The following is a 25,087-nucleotide window of genomic DNA, read 5'->3' as shown; positions in this document are numbered from 1 at the left end:
CGCGTCCGGCCCCGCATGTTAGCGCAGACAGCTGAACAGGGGGCGATAGATATCCATTGCCCCCCCGGGTGTTTTCCTCACGCGCCGACAATGCCACCGTCTTCGCGGCTGATGGCCATTACCGAGGAGCGCGGCGTGCCGTTGGGCAGGTTCTCGGGGAAGGTAGAGCCGCCATTTTCGCCCGGATGCTGAATGCCCACGAACAGGGTTTTCTGATCCGGGGCAAAGCTGATCCCCGTCACTTCGCAGCCAACCGGGCCGACCATGAAACGGCGAATTTCACCCGTGTTCGGGTCGGCGCACAGCATCTGGTTGTTGCCCATGCCGGCAAAGTCGCCGGTATTGCTGACGTCGCCGTCGGTCAGGATCCAGAGCCTTCCCGCGTCGTCAAAGCCTATGCCGTCCGGGCTATTGAACATGTTTTGCGGGGTGATGTTGGCCGACCCGCCCTTGGGCTGCTTAGGGTGCACGGCCGGGTTGCCTGCGACAACGAACAAATCCCAGTCAAAATGGGCAGCGCCATGGTCATTGCCCTGTTCGCTCCAGCGCAGGATTTGCCCGTACACATTCTTCTCGCGCGGGTTGGGGCCGCCGACGGGCTGACCGTCTTCTCCGCGTTTAACGTTGTTGGTCAGGGTGCAATACACCTGGCCGTCCTTGGGGCTGACGACGATCCACTCCGGCCGATCCATGCGCGTGGCGCCGACCGCGCTGGCGGCCAGGCGGGCATGGATGAGCACTTCAGCCTGATTGGCGAAACCGCTGCCCGCGTTGATACCGTTTTTGCCGTGGCTCAGTTCGATCCATTGGCCTTTGCCCTTGGGCCGGTCGGGTTGGCTGTCGCCATTGTCAAACCGTGCGACATACAACGTGCCGTGGTCCAGCAAGTCGCGATTGGCCTTGGGGTTTTGGTGGTCAATCTTGTCGCGGCTGATGAATTTGTAAATGAACTCCCCGCGCTCATCGTCGCCCATGTACACCACGGCATGGCCGTCGCGGGTTTCAGCCAGCGCGGCGTTCTCGTGTTTGAAACGGCCCAGTGCCGTGCGCTTGACCGGCGTTGAGTGCGGGTCGAACGGGTCGATTTCCACCACCCAGCCGTGACGGTTCAGTTCGTTGGGGTTGTACGCCAGGTCGAAGCGCGGGTCGTGCAGGTGCCAATTGATGTCTTTACTGGCTGCGACCACGCCGTAGCGCTTTTGCGCAGCGTTAAAGGTTTGATTCGGATCGGTGCTGCCAAAGCAGTCAGTGAAGTTTTCTTCGCACGTCAAATACGTGCCCCACGGGGTTTTACCGTTGGCGCAGTTCTGAAACGTGCCTAACGCCCGGGTACCGGTGCTGTCGGCCTGGGTGCGGAGCAACGCATGACCGGCGGCGGGACCGCTCAGGCGAATGGGCGTATTGCCGTGAATGCGCCGGTTGAATGGCGAACCTTGAACAAATTGCCAGCGGTCGCCCGTGCGCTGAATTTCAATCACCGACACGCCTTCACTGGCCTGCGCTTTGTGCGCATCTTCGGCCGAGGTCGGCTGTCCGCCGTGGGGGTAGAGGTAGCGATAGTTGGTGTATTCGTTGTTGATGGCCATCAGTGCGCGGTTGGGGTCGTCGGGGAATGCAAACAGGCTCATGCCGTCATTGTTATCGCCCAATTGCACTTCCTGCTGCGCCGCCGTGCCGGTGCCGTCGGGCTTGAAGGCCGGGCCACCCGCTTGCAACGGTTGGCCCCAACTGATCAGTACCGAGGCGCGATAGCCGGGCGGCAAGGTGATGGCGTCGGTGGTAGCTGCGTCGATACTGTTGAAACCCAGTAACGGGCTGGACGCTGCGCGAACCCCGTCTGCCAGCACGCTGCGGCTCAGCAGGCTACCGCCCAGAAACATTGCCGCGCCACACAAGGCGCCCGCACTTATGAAACCCCGACGGCTGAGGCCGATGATCTGTTCAAGGTCGGTGGTTTGGTCTTCTTGTAATAGGTTCATGGCAGGCTGCCCTCGCAACGGTTTTGGCAGCCACCTTAATCAGAGGGTGTGACAGGGATGTTTCAAATGACTGCGATCGGTGCGCTAAAGCGGCGTCCCCAACAGCACCAGCGTCGGCGCGAACTGCACCAGTGCTTCACTGCCCACAACCAATCCGAGTGTTTCGAGGTGTTGCGCTTCGCTCAGCGCACACAGTGTCTGGCCATTGGGCAAGCTGATGCGCACTTCGCTTGGCCCGTCGTTGGCGTGGAAAATCTGTTCGATCCTGCCGTGTAACCGGTTATGGCCCGCAACCGCTGCGTCGGGCTTTATCAGCTGCAACCAACCTGCCTTGATCAAGGCCACCACCTGCGTACCGGGTTCAAGTTCCAAACGCTGCGTGCTGTCGCGAGTGATGTCGGCCTGCAGGCTCAGTCCGCCGCCGAGTTGCAGATCAATCTGGTCGTAATGGCCGTGTCCGCGAATCGTTTTCACGGTGCCGTGCAACTGGTTGCGGGCGCTGGTTCGCAACATCAGGCGGCCTAGCAGCTCGAGGTCTTGCGCTTCTTCCGCGGCTTCGAGTACTTGGCTTTGCAACACTTGCAGGCGTTGATAAAGCCGCAGCACACGCTCGCCCGCCACCGACAACCGGGCGCCGCCACCGCCCTTGCCACCCACGCTGCGCTCTACCAATGGGGTTTGCGCCAGATTGTTGAGTTCGTCAATGGCGTCCCATGCAGCCTTGTAACTCATGCCGGCGCTTTTGGCGGCTCGGGTGATCGAACCCTGCTCGGCAATGTGCTGCAACAGCGCTATGCGCTGGGGGCGGCGAACGATGTGCTGCGTAAGCAATGTCGGCAAATGCATGACGATTGATTCAATTGGCAGGTGGGCTTGGCAAAGTGCCCACTTGCCGGGGCGTCGTCAAGTCGGCCCGTCCGGCTTTGGCGTGCGTGCCAGGCAGTACACATCCACCCGTTTCGCCCCGGCCTTGAGCAACATAACGGCGAGGCTTTGGGCCGTGGCGCCGGTGGTCACCACGTCATCCACCAGGGCCACGTGCAACCCGCGTACTTGGGCGTCAGGCGCCAGCGCGAAGGCGTTGAGCAGGTTGCGTTTACGGGTTTTAGCGTCAAGCCCTTGCTGTGCCGGGGTGTCCAGGGTGCGCAGCAACCAGTGCGCCTGGCAGGGAATATCAAGGCGTTCATTGAGCCACTTGCCCAGCATGCCGGACTGGTTGTAACCGCGTTGCCGCTGCCGGGCCGTGGACAGGGGAACGGGCAGCAGGATGTCAGGGCGCGGGCGTGAATGTTGGTAAGCATCCAGCAGTGATTTGCCGAGAAGTTCTGCCAAAAGGCGGCCAAACGGCCAGCGACTGTTGTGCTTGAAACGCAGGATCAGGCTGTCCACCGGGAAGTCGTAGGTCCACGGGGCATGTACGTATTCAAAAGCTGGCGGGTGTTTAAGGCAATTCCCACAGGTCAGGCCAGGCATAGACAGCGGCAGGGCGCATCGCTGGCACGGGGTTTTCAGCCACGGCAGTTCGTGTTTGCAGGGCCCGCACACTGCTTCACCGGCAGTGGAGCGCTCATCGCACAGCAAACAGGTCTGTACATTAAATGACCAGATGTAAACCTCCGTATTTATCTTGGTTGACAGCGTATGTCACATCCTTAAACATACCAGCCATCCGTGCCGTGCCTGAAGAACGTGCTTCAGGCCTAAACCAAAGCATAAACAAGAGAGACGCCGATGAGCGCCAGCACCTTTAACACCATGCGTCATGATTGGTCTTTAGCCGAAGTGCGGGCGTTGTTTACCCAGCCGTTCAATGACCTGATGTTTACGGCGCAAGGTGTTCACCGCGCGCATTTCGACGCTAACCGGGTACAGGTGTCGACGCTGCTTTCGATCAAAACCGGCGCCTGCCCGGAAGATTGCAAATATTGTCCGCAGTCGGGCCACTACAACACCGGGCTGGCGAAAGAGAAATTGATGCAGGTTCAGGCCGTGCTGGAGGAGGCGGCCAAAGCCAAGGCCATTGGCGCCACGCGTTTTTGCATGGGCGCCGCCTGGAAGCACCCGTCGGCCAAAGACATGCCCTATGTGTTGAAAATGGTTGAAGGCGTGAAGGCGCTGGGCCTGGAAACCTGCATGACGCTGGGCAAGCTCGATCAGGAGCAAACCGCAGCCCTGGCCCACGCCGGGCTCGACTATTACAACCACAACCTCGATACCTCGCCGGAGTTCTACACCAGCATCATCACCACCCGCACTTACAGTGAGCGCTTGCAAACCCTGAGTTATGTGCGCGATGCGGGCATGAAAATTTGCTCGGGCGGCATTCTGGGCATGGGGGAGTCGCTCGATGACCGGGCCAATTTGCTGATTCAACTGGCCAACTTGCCGGAGCACCCGGAATCGGTGCCGATCAACATGTTGGTAAAAGTGGCGGGGACACCGATGGAAAATGCTGACGATGTTGACCCGTTCGACTTCATCCGCATGTTGGCCGTGGCGCGCATCATGATGCCCAAGAGCCATGTACGGTTGTCCGCGGGGCGCGAGGCCATGAACGAACAAATGCAGGCACTGGCATTTTTGGCCGGGGCCAACTCGATTTTTTACGGCGACAAACTGCTCACCACGTCCAACCCGCAAGCGGACAAGGACATGCAGTTGTTCAGTCGCCTGGGCATCCTCCCCGAGGCCCGTGAAGATCATGCTGACGAAGTGCATCAAGCGGCTATCGAGCACGCCCTGATGGATCAGAAATCCAGCGAGCAGTTCTACAACGCTGCGGTTTAACGCCATCCACCGCAACGGTCGGCGCTGGCGCAGGCTGAGATCGGGTCTGTGACGGTACGGCGGTGGCCGCCGCTCAGCTTTTCGCAGCCTGCAACAGTGGCTACAAGGGGGCTTGCTCAGCATGTCTTTTGATTTATCTGACCGTCTGGCTGCGCGCCGGGCGAAAAACCTCTATCGCCATCGCCCTTTGCTTGAAAGCCCCCAAGGCCCACGCGTGGTGGTAGACGGGCAGCCGTTACTGGCCTTTTGCAACAACGACTACCTGGGGCTTGCCAATCACCCGCAGGTTATCGAAGCCTGGCAACAAGGCGCTTCGCGTTGGGGGGTCGGCGGCGGGGCATCGCATTTGGTGATCGGTCATAGCCGTGCGCACCACGCACTCGAAGAAGCGCTGGCCGAGTTCACCGGTCGTCCGCGTGCGTTGCTGTTCAGTAATGGCTACATGGCCAACATGGGGGCCGTCACAGCGCTGGTCGGGCAGGGCGATACCGTGCTGGAAGACCGCCTCAACCATGCGTCATTGCTGGATGCGGGGCTGTTGAGCGGGGCGCGCTTTAACCGTTACCTGCACAACGATGCCGCCAGTTTGGGCAAGCGCCTGGAGAAAGCTGTCGGCGATACATTGGTGGTCACGGACGGCGTGTTCAGCATGGACGGCAATCTGGCCGACCTGCCCGCGCTGGCCCGCGAAGCCAAGGCCAAAGGTGCCTGGCTGATGGTCGATGATGCCCATGGCTTCGGGCCGCTGGGGGCAACCGGCGGCGGGATTGTCGAGCATTTCGGCTTGGGGCTGGACGATGTTCCCGTGCTGATCGGAACCCTTGGCAAAGCCTTCGGCACCAGCGGTGCATTTGTGGCGGGCAGTGAGGCGTTGATCGAAAGCCTGATTCAGTTCGCCCGTCCTTACATCTACACCACCAGTCAGCCGCCTGCGCTGGCGTGCGCGACGTTAAAGAGCCTCGAACTGCTGCGCAGTGAACACTGGCGACGTGAGCACGTGAACCTGTTGATTCGTCAGTTCCGTCAAGGGACCGAGCAGATTGGCCTGCAACTGATGGACAGCCTTACGCCAATTCAACCCATCCTTATCGGTGACAGCGCGAAGGCCGTGCAGGTATCGCAGCAATTGCGTGCGCGCGGCTTGCTGGTGACCGCCATCCGCCCGCCGACCGTGCCCGTTGGCGGTGCGCGTTTGCGCGTCACCCTGTCGGCCGCGCACACAGAAGCCCACGTGCAGCTACTGTTAGACGCATTAAACGACTGCTGCCCAACCGTGGAGCCGGACCATGCGTGACCGCTTGATTTTGTTGCCGGGCTGGGGGCTGGGTGTGTCGCCGCTGGAGCCTTTGGCGGCCGCCTTGCAAGGGCTGAACGAGCACCTGCGGGTCGAAATTGAACCCTTGCCTGTGCTTGCGTCCGCGCAATTGGACGACTGGCTCGATGAACTCGATGCTGCTGTGCCTCAAGACGTCTGGCTGGGGGGGTGGTCGTTGGGCGGCATGCTCGCCAGTGAGTTGGCTGCGCGCAGAGCAGAACGTTGTTGCGGGTTGGTGACGCTGGCCAGTAATCCGCGTTTTGTCAGCACCGAAGAATGGCCAGGCGCCATGCCACCGGCCACGTTTGACGCGTTTATCAACGGATTTCGTGAAGCGCCGAACACAACGTTGAAGCGTTTCTCTTTGTTGTGCAGTGACGGCAAGGCCATGGCCAGCCTGCTGCTCAACGGAGCACCGAACGCGCAGCCGGACACATTGCTGGCGGGGCTCGAGTTGCTCGCTACGCTGGACACGCGCCAGGCGCTTAAAGCGTTTAACGGGCCGCAGTTTCACGTTTTCGCCGGGCAAGACGGGCTGGTGCCCGCGCAAGCGGCCAGCGATTTGCTGGCGTTATTGCCCGATGTCCAAGTGGGTCTGATGGAACAGGCCTGTCACGCGTTTCTTCTGCAAGCACCCCACGAACTGGCGGCGGCGATTCAGAGTTTTTTAAACGAGTTGGGTGATGACTGATCTGAGTGTGGGCAACCTGCCGGACAAACGTCTGGTTGCGGTTTCGTTTTCGCGTGCAGCAGCCTCTTATGACAGCGTGGCTGACCTTCAGCGTGCGGTCGGTCATGAATTGGTCGGGCGATTACCCCCTCATTTGAACCCTCGGCGCTGGCTGGATGTGGGCAGTGGCACCGGCTATTTCAGTCGCGTGCTGGGTCAGCAGTTTGCGGGCAGTGAAGGTGTGGCACTGGATATCGCGCAGGGCATGTTGACGTATGCGCGGCCGTTGGGTGGAGCGCAGCACTTCATTGCCGGGGACGCTGAATGTTTGCCGTTGCAAGGCAACAGTTGCGACGTGATTTTTTCCAGTCTGGCGTTGCAGTGGTGCGAGCATTTTGACGTTGTGCTCAAGGAGGCGCAGCGCGTGCTCAGACCGGGCGGGGTGTTTGCCTTTGCCAGCTTGTGTGTCGGTACGTTGAGCGAATTGCGGGACAGCTGGAAGGCGGTTGACGGGCAAGTCCATGTGAACCGTTTTCGAGCGTTCAACCAATACCAGCGCCTCTGCGCCGAGAGTGGTTTTCAGGTGCACAGCTTGCAGACTCAGCCCCATGTGCTGCACTACCCTCAGGTGCGTAATCTGACCCATGAACTCAAAGCCCTGGGCGCCCATAACCTCAATCCGGGTCGGCCTGAAGGCTTGACCGGCAGGGCGCGGCTTCAGGCCCTGATGGCGGCTTACGAACAATTCCGTCAGCCCCAAGGGCTTCCGGCGACGTATCAGGTGGTCTACGGCATTTTGGAGAAAGCGCGATGAGTCCTGCTTATTTCATAACCGGTACGGACACCGATGTGGGCAAAACCACGGTCGCGGCAGGCCTGTTACAGGCAGCGCGCGCGGCGGGTTTAAGCACAGCAGCGGGTAAGCCGGTGGCCTCCGGGTGCGAGGCTACGCCTGAGGGGCTGCGCAACGCAGACGCGCTGGCGCTGATGGCGCAATGCACCGTTGCATTGAGCTATGAGGAGATCAACCCGGTCGCGTTTGAACCCGCCATCGCGCCGCACATCGCGGCCCGCGAGGCGGGCGTGGCGTTGACGGTGCAGGCCTTATTGAAACCGATGCAGCGCATCCTCAATCAGCAAGCCGATTTCACCCTGATAGAAGGCGCGGGCGGTTGGCGCGTGCCGTTGTCGGGGCAGGACAGTTTGTCGGATGTGGCTCGGGGGCTGGGGTTGCCGGTGATTCTGGTGGTGGGTGTGAGGCTGGGGTGCATCAGCCATGCCTTGCTCACGGCCGAAGCCATTGCTCAGGATGGCCTGCAACTGGCTGGCTGGGTGGCCAATATCATCGACCCGAAAACCTCACGTCTTGAAGAGAACCTCGCCACCTTGGCCGAGCGTTTGCCTGCACCCTGCCTGGGACGCGTGCCGAAGCTCAAGTCACCTACCGCCGAGGCAGTCGCGCAATACCTGCAGCTGGACCTGCTCGACTGAGCCTGACCCTATTGCTGTGGCCTATCGACTGGCCAGTAGCCATGAGCTTTTTTGACGGGCCTTTTGCCATCGGGTCTGCTTGAATAAGGTCGATTACCTCCTCAAAGGATCATGCCGCCATGGAAATCTCAGGAAGCACTGCGTTTTACGCGGGTCTGAGCACCGTTTAGGCCGGGCAGAACCGGGTTGATCAAGCCGCCGGGCAGATTGCCAATGCCACGGTTGATCGCTCGCTGGGTAGCCAATCCTCCGATACTCAGGTCAACCGCATGCGCGCCGTTGATCGTAGCCAGCTTTCTGATATTGCCAGTGATGTGGCTGATTTAAGCGTAGGCAAAGCACAAGTCGAACTCGGCGCCAAAGTGGTACGCACGGCTGACGAAATGGTTGGCACGTTGATCGATACCTACGCCTGATTTTGCGGGTGCTGATATAGGCGCAGCTTCGGGCTGTGTCGACGTCTGCCCCGGATCATCCTCAAGGCTGCTTTAAGCAGCCAGACGCCACCCCGGCATTGTTGCGCTCATCTGTTTTATGGCTTTTTTCAAAGGCAGGTTGCTGTGTGTCCGTCGGGACGAACGGCGTATTGCGCCTGCTTGACAATAAATGGGCGTAAACGTATGTTTCAAACACCTGTTTGACCGCAATAACAAATTCTACGCGGTTGTTCATTCCCGGATTCATCAGCAGAGGTTTATCGCTATGCCTGATTACAAGGCCCCCTTGCGTGATATTCGCTTCGTACGTGACGAACTGCTCGGTTACGAAGCGCACTATCAGAGCCTGCCGGCTTGCCAGGACGCTACGCCTGACATGGTTGACGCCATTCTTGAAGAAGGCGCCAAGTTTTGTGAGCAGGTGCTGGCACCTCTGAACCGTGTGGGTGACACCGAAGGCTGCACCTGGAGCGAGTCCGGCGTTAAAACCCCGACTGGCTTCAAAGAAGCCTACAAACAATTTGTGGAAGGCGGCTGGCCAAGCCTGGCCCATGACGTCGCGCACGGTGGCCAGGGTCTGCCTGAGTCGCTGGGTCTGGCGGTCAGTGAAATGGTCGGTGAAGCCAACTGGTCGTGGGGCATGTACCCCGGCCTGTCTCACGGTGCGATGAACACCATCTCTGAGCACGGCACTCCCGAGCAGCAAGAGACGTACCTGAGCAAGCTGGTGACCGGCGAATGGACCGGCACCATGTGCCTGACCGAACCGCACTGCGGCACCGATCTGGGCATGTTGCGCACCAAGGCCGAGCCTCAGGCTGATGGTTCCTACAAAGTTTCCGGCACCAAGATTTTCATCTCGGCCGGTGAACATGACATGGCCGACAACATCGTCCACATCGTACTGGCGCGTCTGCCGGACGCACCGTCTGGCACGAAGGGCATTTCGCTGTTTATCGTGCCCAAGTTTGTGCCCAATGCCGATGGCACCATTGGTGAGCGCAACGCAGTGAGCTGTGGCTCCCTTGAGCACAAAATGGGCATCCACGGTAACGCCACGTGCGTGATGAACTTTGACGGCGCCACCGGCTTCCTGATCGGTCCGCCGAACAAAGGCCTGAACTGCATGTTCACCTTCATGAACACCGCTCGCCTGGGGACTGCGCTGCAAGGCCTTGCCCACGCCGAAATCGGTTTCCAGGGCGGCTTGAAATACGCCCGTGATCGCCTGCAAATGCGTTCGCTGACCGGTCCTAAATTCCCGGAAAAAGCCGCTGACCCGATCATCGTCCACCCGGACGTACGTCGCATGCTGTTGACCATGAAGGCATTCGCCGAAGGCAACCGCGCGATGGTCTACTTCACTGCCAAACAAGTCGACATCGTGAAATACGGCGTTGATGAAGAAGAGAAGAAGAAGGCCGACGCCCTGCTGGCGTTCATGACGCCGATTGCAAAAGCGTTCATGACCGAAGTGGGTTTTGAAGCCGCCAACCACGGCGTTCAAATTTACGGCGGCCACGGTTTCATCTCTGAATGGGGCATGGAGCAAAACGTTCGCGACAGCCGTATTTCGATGCTGTACGAAGGCACCACCGGCATTCAGGCACTCGACCTGCTGGGCCGCAAAGTGCTGATGACCCAAGGCGAAGCCCTCAAAGGCTTCACCAAGATCGTGCACAAGTTCTGCCAGAACAACGAAGGTAACGAAGGCGTTCAGGAGTTCATCGCACCTTTGGCTGCGCTGAACAAAGAATGGGGCGACCTGACCATGAAGGTCGGCATGGCAGCCATGAAGGACCGTGAAGAAGTGGGCGCGGCTTCGGTCGACTACCTGATGTATTCGGGTTATGCCTGCCTGGCGTACTTCTGGGCTGACATGGCGCGTCTGGCTGCTGAGAAACTGGCTGCCGGCACGTCGGAAGAGGCGTTCTACAAAGCTAAATTGCAGACTGCCCGTTTCTACTTCCAGCGCATCCTGCCACGCACTCGCACTCATGTTGCGGCCATGCTGTCGGGCGCTGCCAACCTGATGGACATGAAAGAAGAAGACTTCGACCTGGGCTACTAAGCCCCGCCGGGTCGCAGTCTGAAAGCCGCTTCTCCTTCGGGGGAAGCGGCTTTTTTCGTTGTGGGCCGAGCCTGCACCACGCTCGGCAATGACGAGGAGATGCCGGACGCGTCCTGCAACATTTAAACCCGACAAATCCCCTAAGGCTTTTACGTTGACGGCCGTTAAAACCTATGGCCGAGGCGAACGGGACGTCACCAGGTGTGCTTAACTGCGGTAAAAGCAGGCACAATGCCACTACTTGGTTGTTCAGGTCGGAGCTTTACTTTTGTCGCGTCCTTCTGCTGCACGTTTCAGTCATTTTTTACCGTCTCTTCTGCTGCTCACAGCGGGCCTTGCGGCTGCGTATGTCAAACACCTCAATGTGTTTTTCACCTCACTGTTTAACGTGCTCCCCACCCTTGTGTTGTTATTGGGCGGTGCTTACTGCGCGGTCTACCGGCGTCAGCGCGAACTGTTTTTAATGCTGACGGTGTACATCGCCTATTTCCTGCTTGATACCCAGACCGATTACTACCGTGACAACGGGCATGTGCGCACAGATGCCGCCTTGGTGTTCCATTTGTGCTCACTGTTATTGCCGCTGTTGTACAGCCTGTACGCGGCCTGGGAAGAGCGCACCCACCTGTTTCAAGACTTGGTGGCGCGATTTGCGGTGCTGTTGGCCGTGGGCAGTGTCGCCCTGGGGCTGGAGCAAAGTTACCCACAGGTCCTGCTGAACTGGCTGGCCGAAATTCGCTGGCCCGCGCTGCATGGCAGCTGGATGAGCCTGATCCAGTTGTCTTACCCGGTGTTTTTTATCGGTTTTGTGTTGCTGGGCTGGCAGTACTGGCGCAATCCCCGACCGTTGCATGCTGCGCAATTGGTGGGGTTGCTAGGGTTGTTCTGGATGTTGCCGCAAACCTTCATCTTGCCGTTCACGCTCAACATCATGTGCGGTCAGGTGATGTTGATGATTGCGGCCGCGGTGGCGCATGAGGCGTATCAAATGGCGTTCCGTGACGAATTGACCGGCTTGCCGGGGCGTCGGGCTCTGAACGAACGCTTGCAACGGCTGGGGCGTAATTACGTACTGGCCATGAGCGACGTCGATCATTTTAAGAGATTCAACGACACCCACGGTCACGATGTCGGCGATCAGGTCTTGCGTCTGGTCGCCAGCAAGCTGTCCAAGGTCGGCGGCGGGGGGCGTGCCTATCGCTACGGCGGTGAAGAGTTCGCGCTGGTTTTCGCAGGCAAAACGCTGGACGAGTGCATGCCGCATCTCGATGAGTTGCGCGAGTCCATCGCCAGCTACAACATTCAATTACGTAATCAGGAAAGCCGCCCGCAAGATGACCAACAAGGCCGCCAGCGCCGTGCAGGCACGCGGGCCAGCAGTGTGTCGGTCACCGTGAGTATCGGCGTCGCCGAGCGCATGCCAGAGCAGCGTACGGCGGAAGAGGTGCTCAAAGCGGCGGACAAGGCGCTCTACAGTGCGAAAAGTGCTGGCCGCAACTGCGTCATTGCCTACGGCCAAACCCGCCGGGGTGCGGTCAGGACCAGCGAAGTCCCGGCTTGATGTGACTATTTTTATGCATATAGTCACTAGGCGACCCTATGTATCGCTCTCGTTGTTAAGTTAGACTGGGCCACTTCTGTACGTGGCCCGTCCGGGCTTTCACCGTTAGCGATTACGAGGTTTGCCATGGCTGATTACAAAGCGCCCCTGCGCGATATGCGCTTCGTCCTCAATGAAGTGTTCGATGTCGCCTCCCTGTGGGCAAAACTGCCGGCACTGGCAGAGACCGTAGACGCAGAAACGGTTGAAGCCATTCTTGAAGAAGCAGGCAAGGTGACAGCCAAAAGCATTGCGCCCTTGAGCCGTGGCGGTGATGAAGAGGGTTGTCATTGGAACGACACTGTCGTAACCACGCCAGCTGGCTTTGTCGACGCGTATAAAACCTACGCCGAGGGCGGTTGGGTAGGCGTCGGCGGGGATCCCGAGTTCGGCGGCATGGGCATGCCCAAGGCGGTGTCGGCTCAAGTCGAAGAGATGATTAACTCCTCCAGCCTCGCATTTGGCCTGTACCCGATGCTGACGGCCGGTGCGTGCGTGTCGATTAATGCCCATGCCAGCGACGAGCTGAAAGCTACCTACCTGCCGAATATGTACGCTGGCGTATGGGCCGGCTCCATGTGCCTGACCGAGCCCCATGCCGGTACTGACCTGGGGATTATCCGGACTAAAGCTGAGCCACAGGCTGACGGCGCTTACACCATCAGCGGGACTAAAATTTTCATCACCGGCGGCGAACACGACCTGACCGAAAACATCATCCATTTGGTACTGGCCAAGCTGCCGGATGCACCGGCGGGGCCCAAAGGCATTTCGCTGTTTCTGGTGCCGAAATTCATGGTTAATGCCGATGGCAGCCTGGGTCAGCGCAATACGGTCACCTGCGGCTCTATCGAACACAAAATGGGCATTCAGGCCTCGGCCACGTGCGTGATGAACTTCGATGAGGCTGTCGGCTACCTGGTGGGCGAGCCCAACCGTGGCCTGGCGGCCATGTTCACCATGATGAATTACGAGCGTCTGGGGGTCGGTATTCAGGGGCTGGCGTCGGGCGAACGCTCGTACCAGAACGCTGTGGAATACGCACGCGACCGCCTGCAAGGTCGCGCTGCCACTGGCGCTCAAGCCAAAGACAAAGCCGCAGACCCGATCATCGTCCACGCCGACGTGCGTCGCATGCTGCTGACCATGAAAGCGTCGAACGAAGGTGGTCGTGCCTTTTCCACCTACGTGGCCAATCAGCTGGACATTGCCAAGTTCAGCGATGACCCGGGCGCCCGTGAACGGGCCGATGCCCTGGTGGCATTGCTGACGCCGGTGGCCAAAGCGTTCATCACTGATCTGGGGCTCGAAACCACGGTCCACGGCCAGCAAGTGTTTGGCGGTCACGGTTACATCCGTGAATGGGGTCAGGAGCAATTGGTGCGTGATGTACGCATCACTCAAATCTACGAAGGCACCAACGGCATCCAGGCGCTGGACTTGATGGGTCGCAAGATCGTGGGTAACAACGGCGCCTATTACCGCTTGTACGCGGATGAAATTCGTCAGTTCATCGCTTCGGCCTGTGGCGATCTGAATGCGTTCACGGCGCCTTTGGCGTCAGCTTTGGACACACTTGATGCGTTGACTGCCTGGGTTCTTGAACGTGCGAAATCCAATCCGAACGAGATTGGCGCGGCTTCGGTCGAGTACCTGCAAGTTTTTGGTTACACAACGTATGCCTACATGTGGGCGCTGATGGCCAAAGCAGCACATGGCAAGGAATCCGAAGACGCCTTCTACGTCAGCAAGATGGGCACTGCGCGCTTCTATTTCGAGCGTTTGCTGCCACGTATTCATTCGCTGAGCGCGTCGGTCAAGGCCGGTAGCGAGTCGCTGTACGTGCTGGATGAAGCACATTTTTAAGCTGTTTAGGTGTATGTAAGCATTTGCTTACATAACGCGCTGCCAATCGTCCATATCGCTAAATTGGATCCAGCGGTAATCTACTTCACATGGACGTCGAGCAGGAAGCTCAAAGCAACAACAGGGACACGTAGGATTCTGCCAGGATGGCGGAGTGAAAAGGATGTCAGGGAAACAGTCTGCAAAACCCCGCTTCGGCGGGGTTTTCTTTTTTGTGGCGCAGAAAGGTGTTTACACCGCGTAGGAGCAAGCGCTCTAGCGGATCTAAACACGTCAGAGCGGCGTTTCTTCCTGCTGGATCACATCCTCAAGCAGCGTGCGCAGCAACCCCAATGTGGCTTGCTGACGTTGCACATCGCGACACACCAACCCCACTTTCAAAGGCACCCGCGGTTCGCTGAGCGGTTTCCACAATAGCGCCTTGTCATCGTGCTCATGACGCGAGCGTCCCGGCAGCACCGTGGCCAATTTGGTGTGCGGCAAACTGTCGAGAATGCCGGCCATGTTGTTGAGCTCCGCCTGTACCTGAGGGCGGCGGCCCAGATTGGCCAATTGGCTCTGCCAGATTTGGCGCACCTGAAACTCTTCTCCTAACAGCAGCATTGGTAACTCTGCCGCTTGAGTCAGTGAGACTTTCTTGAATTCACGCAGCGGGTGATCTGCCGGGATGACAAGTTGCAGCTCATCTTCGTACAACAGCATGCCGTGCAACCCCGGCTGACGCGGCGGCAGGTAGCTGATGCCGATGTCGAGCGAGCCGTTGAGCAGGCGACGCTCGATCTCCAGCCCTGTCAATTCGTAAATCTGCACCACCAAGTGCGGTTGCGCCTGGCGCACGCGCTCCAACATCTGCGGCACCAGACTGGTGTGTACCGTTTGCAGTACACCAATCGCAATCGTGCGCAGGGCCTGGCCCTGAAAGTTGCGCAAGGCTTCTTTGGCCCGCTGCAACCCGTCGAGCAGTGGCAGCGCGTGGTTATACAGGGTGTGCGCCGCCAGCGTGGGCAACAGGCGTTTGCTGCTGCGTTCGAACAGGCTTACATCAAGGTTGTGTTCGAGTTGGCGGATCTGTTGCGAGAGGGCCGGCTGCGAGATGGAAAGACGTTCGGCAGCACGCCCCACATGGCCTTCTTCATACACCGCGACGAAATAACGCAGTTGCTTTAAATCCATAAGTATTACTTATCGAAAATGCTTAAAAAACGAAATGGCCCTAAAGCCGCCAGGCGCCTAGTCTACGCCCATTCCAAAGGGCTCGTAGCGTCACAGAGCCAGAGAAAGTGCAAGGGTGTAGCGTTACTTTGCATAGGCAAGGCAGAAAACCCCGCAGAGGGATTTACCCTGACTAAACCCAGCACCCGGTTGCAAATCGAAACGGCTTATGGTCACAAGGTCAGCGTGCATGAACCTGTTTAACCTGCGTCGCCAATCCCCCAGCCTTGATGAGCTGGCGATTGAGCCTCAGTCTTTGCCTATGAATCACGGTGTCTCCCGCGAATGTTTAATGCCCAGCGTAGAGCGGCCAGCGCAAGTTTTTGTGCGTGGCCAGGGGTCATGGATGTGGGACAGCGACAGTCGGGCTTACCTGGATTTTACCCAGGGCGGGGCTGCCAACAGTCTGGGCCACAGCCCGGCCGCGTTGACCCGGGCGATCGCAGAACAGGCGCAGTCATTGATGAACCCCGGTTCCGGGTTCTTCAATCGCGGCATGCTGAACCTGGCTGAGCGCTTGTGCCACAGCACCGGCAGCGATCAGGTGCATTTTCTGAACACCGGGGCCGAGGCCAATGAAGGCGCGATCAAGCTGGCGCGTAAATGGGGCCAGCTGCATCGTGGCGGCGCTTACCGGATTATTACGGCGACCGGCAGTTGTCACGGCCGTAGCTTTGGCGCGATGTCAGCGTCGGGCAGCGGCACGTTTGATAACCGCTTCGAGCCGCAACTGCCGGGGTTCATCAATGTGCCGTTCAACGATTTACCCGCGTTGCACGCCGCAGTCGATGCTCAAACTGTGGCCATCATGCTGGAACCGGTGCAGAGCGAAGCGGGGGTGATCCCGGCAACCGAGCATTACCTCAAAGGCGTGGAACGGCTGTGTCGGGAGTTGGGCATTTTGCTGATTCTCGATGAAGTCCAAACCGGCATTGGGCGCTGCGGCACCCTGCTGGCGGAACAGAATTACGGCATTCGTGCAGATGTCATCACGCTGGGCAAAGGCCTTGGTGGCGGCGTGCCACTGGCGGCATTGCTGGCACGAGGCAAAGCATGTTGCTTGGAAGCTGACGAACTGGGCGGCACGCATCACGGCAATGCGCTGATGACAGCGGCCGGCAGCGCAGTGCTGGAAACCGTATTGGAAAAAGGCTTTTTGCAACAGGTTCGCGACGCAGGGCAACACTTGCACGAGGGACTGGGGCGCTTGGCCAATCGTTATGCGCAGGGAGAACTGCGTGGGCAAGGCCTGATGTGGGGCCTGACACTGTCCGATGATTCGGCAGATGAAGTCGTAAAAGCGGCGTTGTATGAAGGTTTGCTAATCACGGCCCCGCAACCCGATTGTCTGCGGTTCACCCCGGCGCTGTGCGTCAGCAAAGGCAATATTGATGAAATGCTGCTGCGTCTGGCCCGTGCTTTTTCCAGGGTCAGGACTGCGCAGTTGCAGTGTCGGCGTGCCGTGTTGGTGTAACGGCTGACTTACCGGCGCACACAGAATTTAAAGAACCGTCTCGCGGTATAACGCATCGCCCCGTGCCTGTTTCGTTCGGCACGGGGCGTTTTTTTGTCCGTAGAAACGTACTGAGTGAACCTTTTGACAGCGCTCAGAGTCGATTAATCGTAGGGCTTGATTGAGCCCATCATTGATTGGGGACTGAACACATGGACATCATTCGCATCATCATCGCCATCCTGCTGCCGCCGCTGGGTGTGTTTTTACAAGTCGGTTTCGGCGGAGCTTTCTGGCTGAATATTCTGTTGACGCTGTTGGGTTATTTCCCGGGTGTGATCCATGCGGTGTACATCATCGCCAAGCGATAACGTTCCCCTCGCCCTGATCTCCAACAGTTGCCAAGCAGTCGAAGCTGCGCCAGTCGCAGCTTCGTTTTCCGCCGGTGACTTCAGCGGTTCAGTCAGGGGTTGATTGCATCACTTCCTGATAAAACAACCATTCCTGCTCCAGGGCGTGGGCCTGATTACTGGCTTTGCGGAACCCGTGGCGCTCGTCCGGGTAGTAATACGCTTTGGCAGGAATACCGTTCTTTTGCAGGGCGCTTAACATGTCGCGGGTTTGTTGCGGCACGACGACCGCGTCCAGTTCACCTTGAAAGAAAATGACGGGTACGCGGATGTTGGCAGCGTGCAGCAAAGGCGTGCGCGCTGCGTAGCGTTCAGCATCCCGGTCGGGATCGCCAATCAGCCAGTCCATGTAATCGCCTTCGAACTTATGGGTATCGCGCGCCAGTGCAACGGGATCGCTGACGCCATACAGGCTGGCGCCCGCGCGGAACACATTCTTGAACGCCAGTGCACAGAGCGTGGTGTAACCGCCAGCACTCCCACCGCGAATGAAAGCGTTGTGACGATCAATCAGCCCTTGATCGGCAAGATAACTGACCACGGCACAGGCGTCTTCCACATCCACTTCGCCCCATTTCAGATGCAGTGTTTGCCGGTACTCGCGGCCATAACCGGTACTGCCACGGTAGTTGAGGTCAGCGACTGCAAAGCCGCGTTGCGTCCAGTATTGAATGCGCGGGTCGAGCATTGGATAGCACGCCGATGTCGGGCCGCCATGGATAAACACCACCAGCGGCGGCTGTTTTTCGCCGTGCATGGCCGGGTAGAAAAAGCCGTGGGCGTCGCCACCCGACGAGGGGTAGCGCAACGTTTGCGGGCGGCTGACGCGGTCAGCCGGCAACGGTGCTACACCGCCGGCCAGCACGGTGACGTGTCGGCTGTTGCGGGCGATACGAATGATGGCCGAGGGGCTGACCGGTGAGGCAGCGATGCAATAGATCGCCTGCTCATCCAGCGCCAGACTGCGGAAACGGCTGTATGGCCCCGTGAATTCTTCAAGGCTGGCGTCAGAGGTGCGTATGCCCAAGTGTCCGAACCCTGCCTGTGTCCATGTGGCGACGTAGGCATTGTCATTCAGCGGCAGCCAGGTGCTGCCGCCCAACTGCCAGGGTGCCGGCGCGTGGTCGGCAGACTCGCCCGGTAATTTATTCAGGCCGCCCGCCGATTCGATCCACGGTTGCCAATAACCCTCGCGGTCTGTCAGGCAGTACAGGCGGTTATGCTGATCGAAACGCGGTTGTTGCAGCGACTCTTCGCCCGCATTGCCCGCAACGCACCGTGGCGTTTGCCAGCGGTGTTCCGGACTGCGCTGCGCGACCATCAAGCGCGTTGAGGTCCATGGCTGATGCGGACGGCTCCACTCGATCCACGCCAAACGCCGGCCATCAGGGCTCAACGTTGGTGCCGCATAGAAATCAGCGTTTTCGGCCAGTACGTGGCGCGCTGACGAGGCAGGGTCAATGCTGACCAAACGATGCCGGTCCTTGTCCTCTTCAACCGCCAGCACTTGCCCGTCAGCAAACTGCACATCGCCATAGCGGCAGGTGCCTTGCGTCAAGGCGCGAGGTGCTGTGCCCTCCAGCGCTTGCACGTACACCTGTTGATCGGACTCATTGACGAACACAATGCCGTCATCGCTCAGGCAAAACGACCCGCCGCCGTACTCGTACACGCGGCTGCGCACGCTGAAGCCGTCCGGCGTCAGGCAGTGCGCCTGACCGTCGCGCCAATGCCAGATGCGGCAGGCTGCATCCTGTGGGCGGTATTCGTTCCAGAACAGGCCGTGGGGGCCGAGTTTCAGTTCGGCAAAATCCACACCGGCGGCGACGGCGAGGTCGGCGCTGAAGGGTTCAGCCTTTGGCGATGAGTCGTGAGTTTCGGTCATTTCTGAAGGCCAGTTGCTCAATGGTTTGGGTGGCGTGTTCGGCTTCTTCGCGCGCCTTGAGAATCAGGTCGTGGTGCGGCGACTTGCTGCACACCGGGTCGGCGTTACTGGCGTCCCCCGTGAGCATGAAGGCCTGACAGCGACAGCCACCGAAGTCTTTTTCCTTCTCATCGCAGGAGCGGCAGGGTTCGGGCATCCAGTCATAGCCCCGAAAGCGGTTGAACCCAAACGAGTCGTACCAGATGTGCTGCATGCTGTGGTCACGCACGTTGGGGAATTCAACCGGCATTTGACGTGCACCATGACAGGGAAGAGCGGTGCCGTCCGGGGTCACAGTCAGAAAGATGCTGCCCCAGCCATTCATGCACGCTTTGGGGCGCTCTTCGTAATAGTCCGGTGTGACGAAAATCAGCTTGCAGGGATGGCCTTCGGCTTCCAGTTTGGCGCGGTATTCGTTGGTGATGCGCTCGGCACGAACCAGTTGTTCTTTGGTGGGTAGCAGGCCCACGCGGTTGAGCTGCGCCCAGCCGTAGAACTGGCAAGTGGCGAGTTCTACGAAGTCGGCTTCGAGCGCAATGCACAGCTCGATGATGCGGTCGATTTTGTCGATGTTGTGCCGATGGGTCACAAAGTTCAGCACCATCGGGTAGCCGTGGGCTTTGACGGCGCGGGCCATTTCCAGCTTTTGTGCGAAGGCTTTTTTTGACCCGGCCAGCAAGTTGTTCACTTGCTCGTCGCTGGCTTGAAAGCTGATCTGGATATGATCCAGCCCGGCCTTTTTGAAGTCGCTGATCTTCTGCTCGGTCAGACCAATGCCGGACGTGATGAGGTTGGTGTAGAACCCCAATGTGCGCGCCTCGCCAATCAGTTCAGCCAAGTCCTGACGCACAAGCGGTTCGCCTCCCGAGAAGCCCAGTTGAGCCGCACCCATTTCCCGTGCTTCGCGAAACACTTTTATCCACTGTTCTGTGGTCAGCTCTTTGCCTTGTTGGGCGAAGTCCAGCGGGTTGGAACAGTACGGGCATTGCAGCGGGCAACGGTAGGTCAGTTCCGCCAATAGCCACAGCGGCAGCCCGATTTCGGGCGTGGGCGGCATCAGGTTGTCAGGCAAGTTCGATCCAGTGCTCTGCACGAGCGACCTCCATAAATTGCTCGATGTCATCACCGAGCTCGGGCACGCCGGGGAACTGTGAGTTCAGTTCGCCAATGATGGCCGCGACATCGCGCTGGCCATCAATCAGGCCGCCGATCAGCGCGGCGCTTTCATTGAGTTTGATCATGCCTTCGGGGTACAGCAGCACGTGACCTTTTTGCGCAGGCTCGTACTGGAAGCGATAGCCGGGGCGCCAGGTCGGGATTTTGCTGCGATCGAAGCTCATAGGGTGATTCCTTTATGCCAGACGCGTTGGTCGGTCACGCTGTGGTACGGCGGGCGGTCCAGTTCGTAAGCCATAGTCATGGCGTCGAGCATGCTCCAAAGAATGTCCAGTTTGAACTGGAGAATTTCCAGCATGCGCTGCTGGCCTTCCCACGTGGTGTAGTGCTGCAAGGTAATGGCTAACCCGTGTTCGACGTCGCGGCGGGCCTGGCCCAAACGGGTGCGGAAGTATTCGTAGCCCGCCGGGTCGATCCATGGGTAGTGCTGTGGCCAGCTGTCGAGGCGCGACTGGTGAATTTGCGGGGCAAACATTTCGGTCAGCGAGCTGCTGGCGGCTTCTTCCCAACTGGCGCGGCGGGCGAAGTTGACGTAGGCATCCACGGCAAACCGTACGCCGGGCAACACCAGTTCCTGAGAGCGCAGTTGATCCGGGTCCAGGCCGACGGCTTGCCCCAGGCGCAACCAGGCTTCGATGCCGCCATCTTCGCCGGGGGCGCCATCGTGGTCGATCATGCGTTGAATCCACTCGCGGCGAACTTCGCGGTCAGGACAGTTGGCCAGAATCGCGGCGTCCTTGAGCGGGATGTTGACTTGATAGTAGAAGCGATTGGCGACCCAGCCCTGTATCTGTTCGCGCGTGGCGCGGCCTTCATACATCGCCACCTGATACGGATGGTAGATGTGGTAATACGCGCCCTTGGCTCGCAATGCGGCTTCGAACTCGGTTTTGGACAGTGGGGCTTGGGTCATCGTGTGCCTCCAGAAAATACGGTTTGTCGTTGTTGGCGCAGGTTGTGGCGCCAGCTGAGCGCCGCGCCCCTTATCGCCGTGTGCGGCAGCAGCAGGGGGGCGGCTTACAGCTCGATGCTCATGCCATCGAAGGCGACTTCTACGCCACGGCGGGCGAGTTCGGCACGTTCGGCTGAGTCTTCGTCGAGGATCGGGTTGGTGTTGTTAATGTGTATCAGCACTTTGCGTTGTTGGGGCAATTGCTCAAGCACTTCGAGCATGCCGCCGGGGCCATTTTGTGCAAGGTGGCCCATTTCTCGGCCGGTGCGCGTGCCTACACCGCGGCGCTGCATTTCGTCGTCATCCCACATCGTGCCGTCCACCAGCAGGCAATCACTGCTGGCCATGATGTCGAGCAGGGGCGCATCCACTTTGCCCAACCCCGGTGCGTAGAACAGTTTGCCGCCGGTGCGCAGGTCTTCAACGATCAGGCCAATGTTGTCGCCCGGGTGCGGGTCGAAGCGGTGCGGCGAATACGGCGGCGCGGCACTGCGCAGCGGCAACGGGCTGAAGCGCAGGTTCGGGCAGGCCGGGATGGTGAACGATCCTTGCAGCTCGATGCGGTGCCAGTTCAGGCCGCCGTTCCAGTGCTTGAGCATGGTGAACAGCGGGAAGCCGGTGCTCAGGTCCTCGTGAACCATGTCGGTGCACCACACATCGTGCGGGCAGCCTTCGCGCAGGCTCAGCAGGCCGGTGGTGTGGTCAATCTGGCTGTCCATCAAGATGATGGCGCTGATCCCGGTGTCACGCAGGGCACGGCCAGGCTGCATTGGGGCGAAGCTTTGAAGCTGGGCGCGGATGTCGGGCGAGGTGTTGCACAGCACCCAGTTCACGCCGTCATCGGAGATCGCAATCGAGGACTGGGTACGGGCCGTGGCGCGCAAGGTGCCATCACGAAAACCGGCACAGTTGACGCAGTTACAGTTCCACTGCGGGAAACCACCGCCAGCGGCGGAACCTAGAATCTGGACGAACATGGGTGACTGTTCTCTTGCAAATCTGGAAATAAAAACGCCCCGGCGAACCGAGGCGTTGGGTTGCTCTGCTCAATAAAGCGGCAGATCAACGGCTTGCGAAGTACATGGTGACTTCAAAGCCAATGCGCAGATCGGTGTAAGCCGGTTTTGTCCAAGCCATGAGGTGACTCCTTAGCAGTGGGGGTGGGTGGGGTGTCTTTAACTTAGTCCAGCTCCCGGGGGAGATGTTCAGATGCTTAGGTGGCTATGTTACTAAATTTGACTGGGATTGAACGACCAAAGACGAAGAAAGCTCGTTACATGGTTGGTAAAAATCAGCTTCTACGCAGATAAAACGATTCAGTTTCAGGCCCTGTGGCCGTACACAGCCAGTCGCTATCCGGGTCATTGAGGCACTCGGCTGCTCTGAGTGTAGTGGCTTGATCCAGCGTTATAAGCCCGTTGTGGAGCGCCTTAAGGTAATCCGACGAGTGGCCCGCCAGTTGCGCGTGCCATAACAGATCGGCGGCTTGAGGCAGGCTGAGCGTGTCGAGGGTGAACTGCTCTGCCAGAGCATTGCGCGACTCGATGAAAGAAGCTTCATCAAGGGCGGCAATCTGCTGCGGTAATTGCCTCAGGAAAGTTCGGATCTGCTCGAAGATGTCTGCCGTCGTGGCTTGAGGCGATTGCACCCCCAGTAGCAGGCCGGTTCTGTCGCCAAGCTGACGCAAGCCGCTGAACACGGCGTAACCCAGTTGCAACTCCACGCGCAGACGCTGATAGAACGGGGTTTGCACCAAATGGGCCAGCAAGCGCCAGGCGGCTTCTTGCGTAAGGTCAGCCCGTGGTGCAGGGCAGAACAGCAACACGGCCTGTTCGCTCGATTCATAAGGTTCGGTGTGCCAGTGGCGTTCTGCTGTCGCTTGGACGGGGTGCGTCAGCAGCGGGTCCGGGGTGCCGGGGGCTTTGCTCAGCGCGCTTGTGATCAATGTATGGCTGGCCGGGGTACAGCCTACAGCCATGCCGTGCCATCGGGCTGATTGCCAGAGGTCCTGGGCAGTGTCAGCAGCAGGCATTGCCAAGTGGGTGTGTAGCTCCGGCAGGCGCTTGAGCAATTGGCGGATCGGCATCTGTGGCGCTTGCGGCTGAGGCACCGGCGCATCATTCGTGGGCGTGGCGAGCAAATGCAACGCATGTTCCAGGATGGCGGGCAACGGTTCTTGTACGCCATGCAGCTTCAGCAGCCAGTCATTGCCCTGCGCCGTGAGCGACAATTCAATGCCTGCTTCGCGCGCATCTTGTTGCAGTGTCAGCAGGCGGTGTTGCAGCGCCGGTAATAGCGAGGGCGCAGGGATCGCGCCCAAGTGCCAGCGCAGGTACAACGCCGCTTCGCCGCTGTGGGTCGCGAGTGCAGTGCTGAACGTCATGGCCGACACCTCGCGGCGGCTGCGCAAGCGGTCTTGGGCAAAGGTGCGCAAGCCACGGTGGGCACTGGTTTGTCCGCGAATAAGGCCAGCGGTCACGGGGTGTTTCTCCGATTTGAGGTATGGATTGGGTGTGGGTAATTGCCAAGTGTGCTGGCAGGCAGGCCGACGTTCGGGTTGCATCTGTTTCAGGACCCTCGCCAGGGCTTCAACGCCTTGGTCTGACAACCCTGGCGGATATTGCTGAATATCGCGGCGGGCCAATTCCAGTGCGCTGCTGACCTGTTGCTGACGCTGCTGCAAGCGTTGGTATTCGTCGCGCAGCCCCGCCCAGGGCTGCTGCGCACCGAAAAAAGACAGCCAGTCGTAGACGATGTCACGGATGGGTTGAGCCTTGGCCGTCATGTCTGACGACCCTGTGAAGGTCAAGCCTAGCAGGGCTTGGCCCTGGAACTGGTACACCGGCTTGGCGTGCAGACTGTCGCTCACTTGCTGCTGACGTAAGTGAGCCAGAAGTCCGCCCGGTTTGTCAGCGTTGATCCAGTGACACAGAAATGCCAACGCTTCTTCTGATGCAGGCGGTAACTGTTCCAGGGTAAACATCAGGTTCACGTTTGAACCCTCGACCTGCACGTACTGTGACGAACCTTCGCTCATCAGCGGCGGCGGGGGCTGTTGCGAGACGGCCGTACCCTGACGCAGCTCAAGGCTGTAACGCTCGGCAAGTGCAGTCAGTGTGTCCAGCGATTGTGGCCCAGCCAGGCTCAAGGTCATCTGCCCGGTTTGATAAAACTGTTCATGGAAATGCGTCAAGGCGCGCTGAAAGGCTGCACATGGCACGGGCAGGCTGTAACGATTGCCCGCGTGGAAGCCCCGCAGCGGGTGTGCGGCGTTGAGCGGTTGAAGCCGCTGCAGTTCCCGTTGCGCCGAAGGCTCGCGTGCCCAGGCAATGAATTCCGCATGCAGGACTTCGCGTTCGCGTCGTTGATCGTCCGGATGCAAACGCGGATGGGCTAGCATGTCGCACAGGCGGTCCAGCCCGCCCGCAAAGGCTTCTGGGGGCAACTCAAAGAAGAAGTCGGTATGGCGTTCGCTGGTGCGTGCGTTGATGTGCCCGCCGTGCTGTTGCACATAGGCCATCAGGCCCTGAGCTGCGGGGAAGCGCTCGGTGCCAAGGAACAACAAATGCTCCAGAAAATGAGCCAGCCCCGGCCAGTCGGCGGGCACGTCATGGCTGCCTGCCGCTACCCGCAAATAGGCTGCGCTGCGCTTGAGTCGAGGGGCGTGGCGTGCGCTCAGCGTCAGACCGTTGCGGGTAGTCAGGTGAACGACGTCAGGGGTGTTCAACGCGGGCATGGGCACTT

21 protein-coding genes and 2 pseudogenes are annotated in these 25,087 nt (G+C 59.4%); 11 read left to right on the top strand and 12 right to left on the bottom strand.

Features of this window, described 5'->3' with window-relative positions; translation table 11 throughout:
* Positions 1–77: 77 nt before the first annotated feature.
* The 3 genes and pseudogenes from HBN61_RS09250 to HBN61_RS09240 form a co-directional block, all read right to left on the bottom strand.
* Positions 78–1,979 (bottom strand): PhoX family protein, encoded by a 1,902-nt coding sequence (locus HBN61_RS09250; RefSeq protein WP_170046573.1) that lies wholly within the window; start codon positions 1,977–1,979, stop codon positions 78–80.
* An 84-nt stretch (positions 1,980–2,063) separates the two neighbouring features.
* Positions 2,064–2,825 (bottom strand): molybdenum-dependent transcriptional regulator ModE, encoded by a 762-nt coding sequence (modE, locus tag HBN61_RS09245; RefSeq protein ID WP_094992794.1) that lies wholly within the window; start codon positions 2,823–2,825, stop codon positions 2,064–2,066.
* Between the two features lie 57 nt (positions 2,826–2,882).
* Positions 2,883–3,622, bottom strand: a pseudogene (locus HBN61_RS09240) (ComF family protein).
* A gap of 88 nt (positions 3,623–3,710) precedes the next feature.
* On the opposite strand from HBN61_RS09240, the gene bioB reads away from it, so the two are divergent.
* The 6 genes and pseudogenes from bioB (at position 3,711) to HBN61_RS09210 (ending at position 8,658) form a co-directional block, all read left to right on the top strand.
* Complete coding sequence (bioB, locus tag HBN61_RS09235; RefSeq protein WP_094992796.1) at positions 3,711–4,766, top strand: biotin synthase BioB; 1,056 nt, start codon at positions 3,711–3,713, stop codon at positions 4,764–4,766.
* Positions 4,767–4,887: 121 nt separating this feature from the next.
* Positions 4,888–6,060, top strand: a complete 1,173-nt coding sequence (gene bioF / locus HBN61_RS09230; RefSeq protein ID WP_170046572.1) for an 8-amino-7-oxononanoate synthase — start codon at positions 4,888–4,890, stop codon at positions 6,058–6,060.
* Positions 6,053–6,772 (top strand): alpha/beta fold hydrolase, encoded by a 720-nt coding sequence (locus HBN61_RS09225; protein ID WP_094992798.1) that lies wholly within the window; start codon positions 6,053–6,055, stop codon positions 6,770–6,772. The genes bioF and HBN61_RS09225 overlap by 8 nt, the downstream gene beginning before the upstream one ends.
* Positions 6,765–7,565 carry a malonyl-ACP O-methyltransferase BioC gene (bioC, locus tag HBN61_RS09220; protein WP_170046571.1) on the top strand — a complete coding sequence of 267 codons (801 nt, stop codon included), beginning with the start codon at positions 6,765–6,767 and terminating at the stop codon, positions 7,563–7,565. The genes HBN61_RS09225 and bioC overlap by 8 nt, the downstream gene beginning before the upstream one ends.
* Positions 7,562–8,242, top strand: coding sequence for a dethiobiotin synthase (gene bioD / locus HBN61_RS09215; protein WP_170046570.1), 681 nt, complete (start codon positions 7,562–7,564; stop codon positions 8,240–8,242). Before bioC ends, bioD begins: the two co-directional genes overlap by 4 nt.
* Before the next feature lie 119 nt (positions 8,243–8,361).
* Positions 8,362–8,658, top strand: a pseudogene (locus HBN61_RS09210) (pyrroloquinoline quinone biosynthesis protein PqqE).
* A 61-nt stretch (positions 8,659–8,719) separates the two neighbouring features.
* Here the strand turns inward: HBN61_RS09210 and HBN61_RS09205 are convergent.
* Complete coding sequence (locus HBN61_RS09205) at positions 8,720–8,914, bottom strand: hypothetical protein (protein WP_169962043.1); 195 nt, start codon at positions 8,912–8,914, stop codon at positions 8,720–8,722.
* A 30-nt stretch (positions 8,915–8,944) separates the two neighbouring features.
* On the opposite strand from HBN61_RS09205, the gene HBN61_RS09200 reads away from it, so the two are divergent.
* The 3 genes from HBN61_RS09200 (at position 8,945) to HBN61_RS09190 (ending at position 14,216) form a co-directional block, all read left to right on the top strand.
* A complete protein-coding gene (locus tag HBN61_RS09200; RefSeq protein ID WP_170046569.1) occupies positions 8,945–10,750 on the top strand; it encodes a phenylacyl-CoA dehydrogenase in 1,806 nt (601 codons plus the stop codon).
* A 268-nt stretch (positions 10,751–11,018) separates the two neighbouring features.
* Positions 11,019–12,311: a GGDEF domain-containing protein gene (locus tag HBN61_RS09195; RefSeq protein ID WP_170046568.1), complete on the top strand. Its 1,293-nt coding sequence runs from the start codon at positions 11,019–11,021 to the stop codon at positions 12,309–12,311.
* Between the two features lie 126 nt (positions 12,312–12,437).
* Positions 12,438–14,216: an acyl-CoA dehydrogenase C-terminal domain-containing protein gene (locus tag HBN61_RS09190; RefSeq protein ID WP_170046567.1), complete on the top strand. Its 1,779-nt coding sequence runs from the start codon at positions 12,438–12,440 to the stop codon at positions 14,214–14,216.
* A gap of 273 nt (positions 14,217–14,489) precedes the next feature.
* Here the strand turns inward: HBN61_RS09190 and HBN61_RS09185 are convergent, their stop codons facing one another.
* Entirely contained in the window at positions 14,490–15,389 is a 900-nt protein-coding gene (locus HBN61_RS09185) for a LysR family transcriptional regulator (protein ID WP_170046566.1), read from the bottom strand.
* A 229-nt stretch (positions 15,390–15,618) separates the two neighbouring features.
* Here HBN61_RS09185 and HBN61_RS09180 point away from each other — a divergent pair, with 229 nt between their 5' ends.
* Together HBN61_RS09180 and HBN61_RS09175 are read left to right on the top strand one after the other, a co-directional pair.
* Entirely contained in the window at positions 15,619–16,902 is a 1,284-nt protein-coding gene (locus HBN61_RS09180; protein WP_169962036.1) for an aspartate aminotransferase family protein, read from the top strand.
* A gap of 191 nt (positions 16,903–17,093) precedes the next feature.
* Positions 17,094–17,252, top strand: a complete 159-nt coding sequence (locus HBN61_RS09175) for a YqaE/Pmp3 family membrane protein (RefSeq protein ID WP_047278059.1) — start codon at positions 17,094–17,096, stop codon at positions 17,250–17,252.
* A gap of 88 nt (positions 17,253–17,340) precedes the next feature.
* On the opposite strand, the gene HBN61_RS09170 is transcribed toward HBN61_RS09175, so the two are convergent.
* The 7 genes from HBN61_RS09170 to pqqF form a co-directional block, all read right to left on the bottom strand.
* Positions 17,341–19,176 carry a S9 family peptidase gene (locus tag HBN61_RS09170; protein ID WP_170046565.1) on the bottom strand — a complete coding sequence of 612 codons (1,836 nt, stop codon included), beginning with the start codon at positions 19,174–19,176 and terminating at the stop codon, positions 17,341–17,343.
* Positions 19,142–20,272: a pyrroloquinoline quinone biosynthesis protein PqqE gene (gene pqqE / locus HBN61_RS09165; RefSeq protein WP_524539066.1), complete on the bottom strand. Its 1,131-nt coding sequence runs from the start codon at positions 20,270–20,272 to the stop codon at positions 19,142–19,144. Before pqqE ends, HBN61_RS09170 begins: the two co-directional genes overlap by 35 nt.
* A gap of 7 nt (positions 20,273–20,279) precedes the next feature.
* Complete coding sequence (gene pqqD, locus HBN61_RS09160; RefSeq protein ID WP_094992810.1) at positions 20,280–20,555, bottom strand: pyrroloquinoline quinone biosynthesis peptide chaperone PqqD; 276 nt, start codon at positions 20,553–20,555, stop codon at positions 20,280–20,282.
* A complete protein-coding gene (gene pqqC / locus HBN61_RS09155; protein WP_094992811.1) occupies positions 20,552–21,304 on the bottom strand; it encodes a pyrroloquinoline-quinone synthase PqqC in 753 nt (250 codons plus the stop codon). Before pqqC ends, pqqD begins: the two co-directional genes overlap by 4 nt.
* A 104-nt stretch (positions 21,305–21,408) precedes the next feature.
* Complete coding sequence (gene pqqB, locus HBN61_RS09150) at positions 21,409–22,320, bottom strand: pyrroloquinoline quinone biosynthesis protein PqqB (protein ID WP_169962030.1); 912 nt, start codon at positions 22,318–22,320, stop codon at positions 21,409–21,411.
* 85 nt (positions 22,321–22,405) lie between these two features.
* Positions 22,406–22,480, bottom strand: coding sequence for a pyrroloquinoline quinone precursor peptide PqqA (pqqA, locus tag HBN61_RS09145; RefSeq protein ID WP_003444522.1), 75 nt, complete (start codon positions 22,478–22,480; stop codon positions 22,406–22,408).
* Positions 22,481–22,634: 154 nt separating this feature from the next.
* Positions 22,635–25,079 (bottom strand): pyrroloquinoline quinone biosynthesis protein PqqF, encoded by a 2,445-nt coding sequence (gene pqqF, locus HBN61_RS09140; RefSeq protein ID WP_170046564.1) that lies wholly within the window; start codon positions 25,077–25,079, stop codon positions 22,635–22,637.
* Positions 25,080–25,087: the final 8 nt, after the last annotated feature.

This window comes from Pseudomonas sp. WS 5071, from assembly GCF_012985765.1.
GTDB lineage: Bacteria > Pseudomonadota > Gammaproteobacteria > Pseudomonadales > Pseudomonadaceae > Aquipseudomonas > Aquipseudomonas lundensis_A.
Note: the sequence above shows the minus strand (reverse complement) of the source record. Positions and strands in the feature narration are given on the sequence as shown.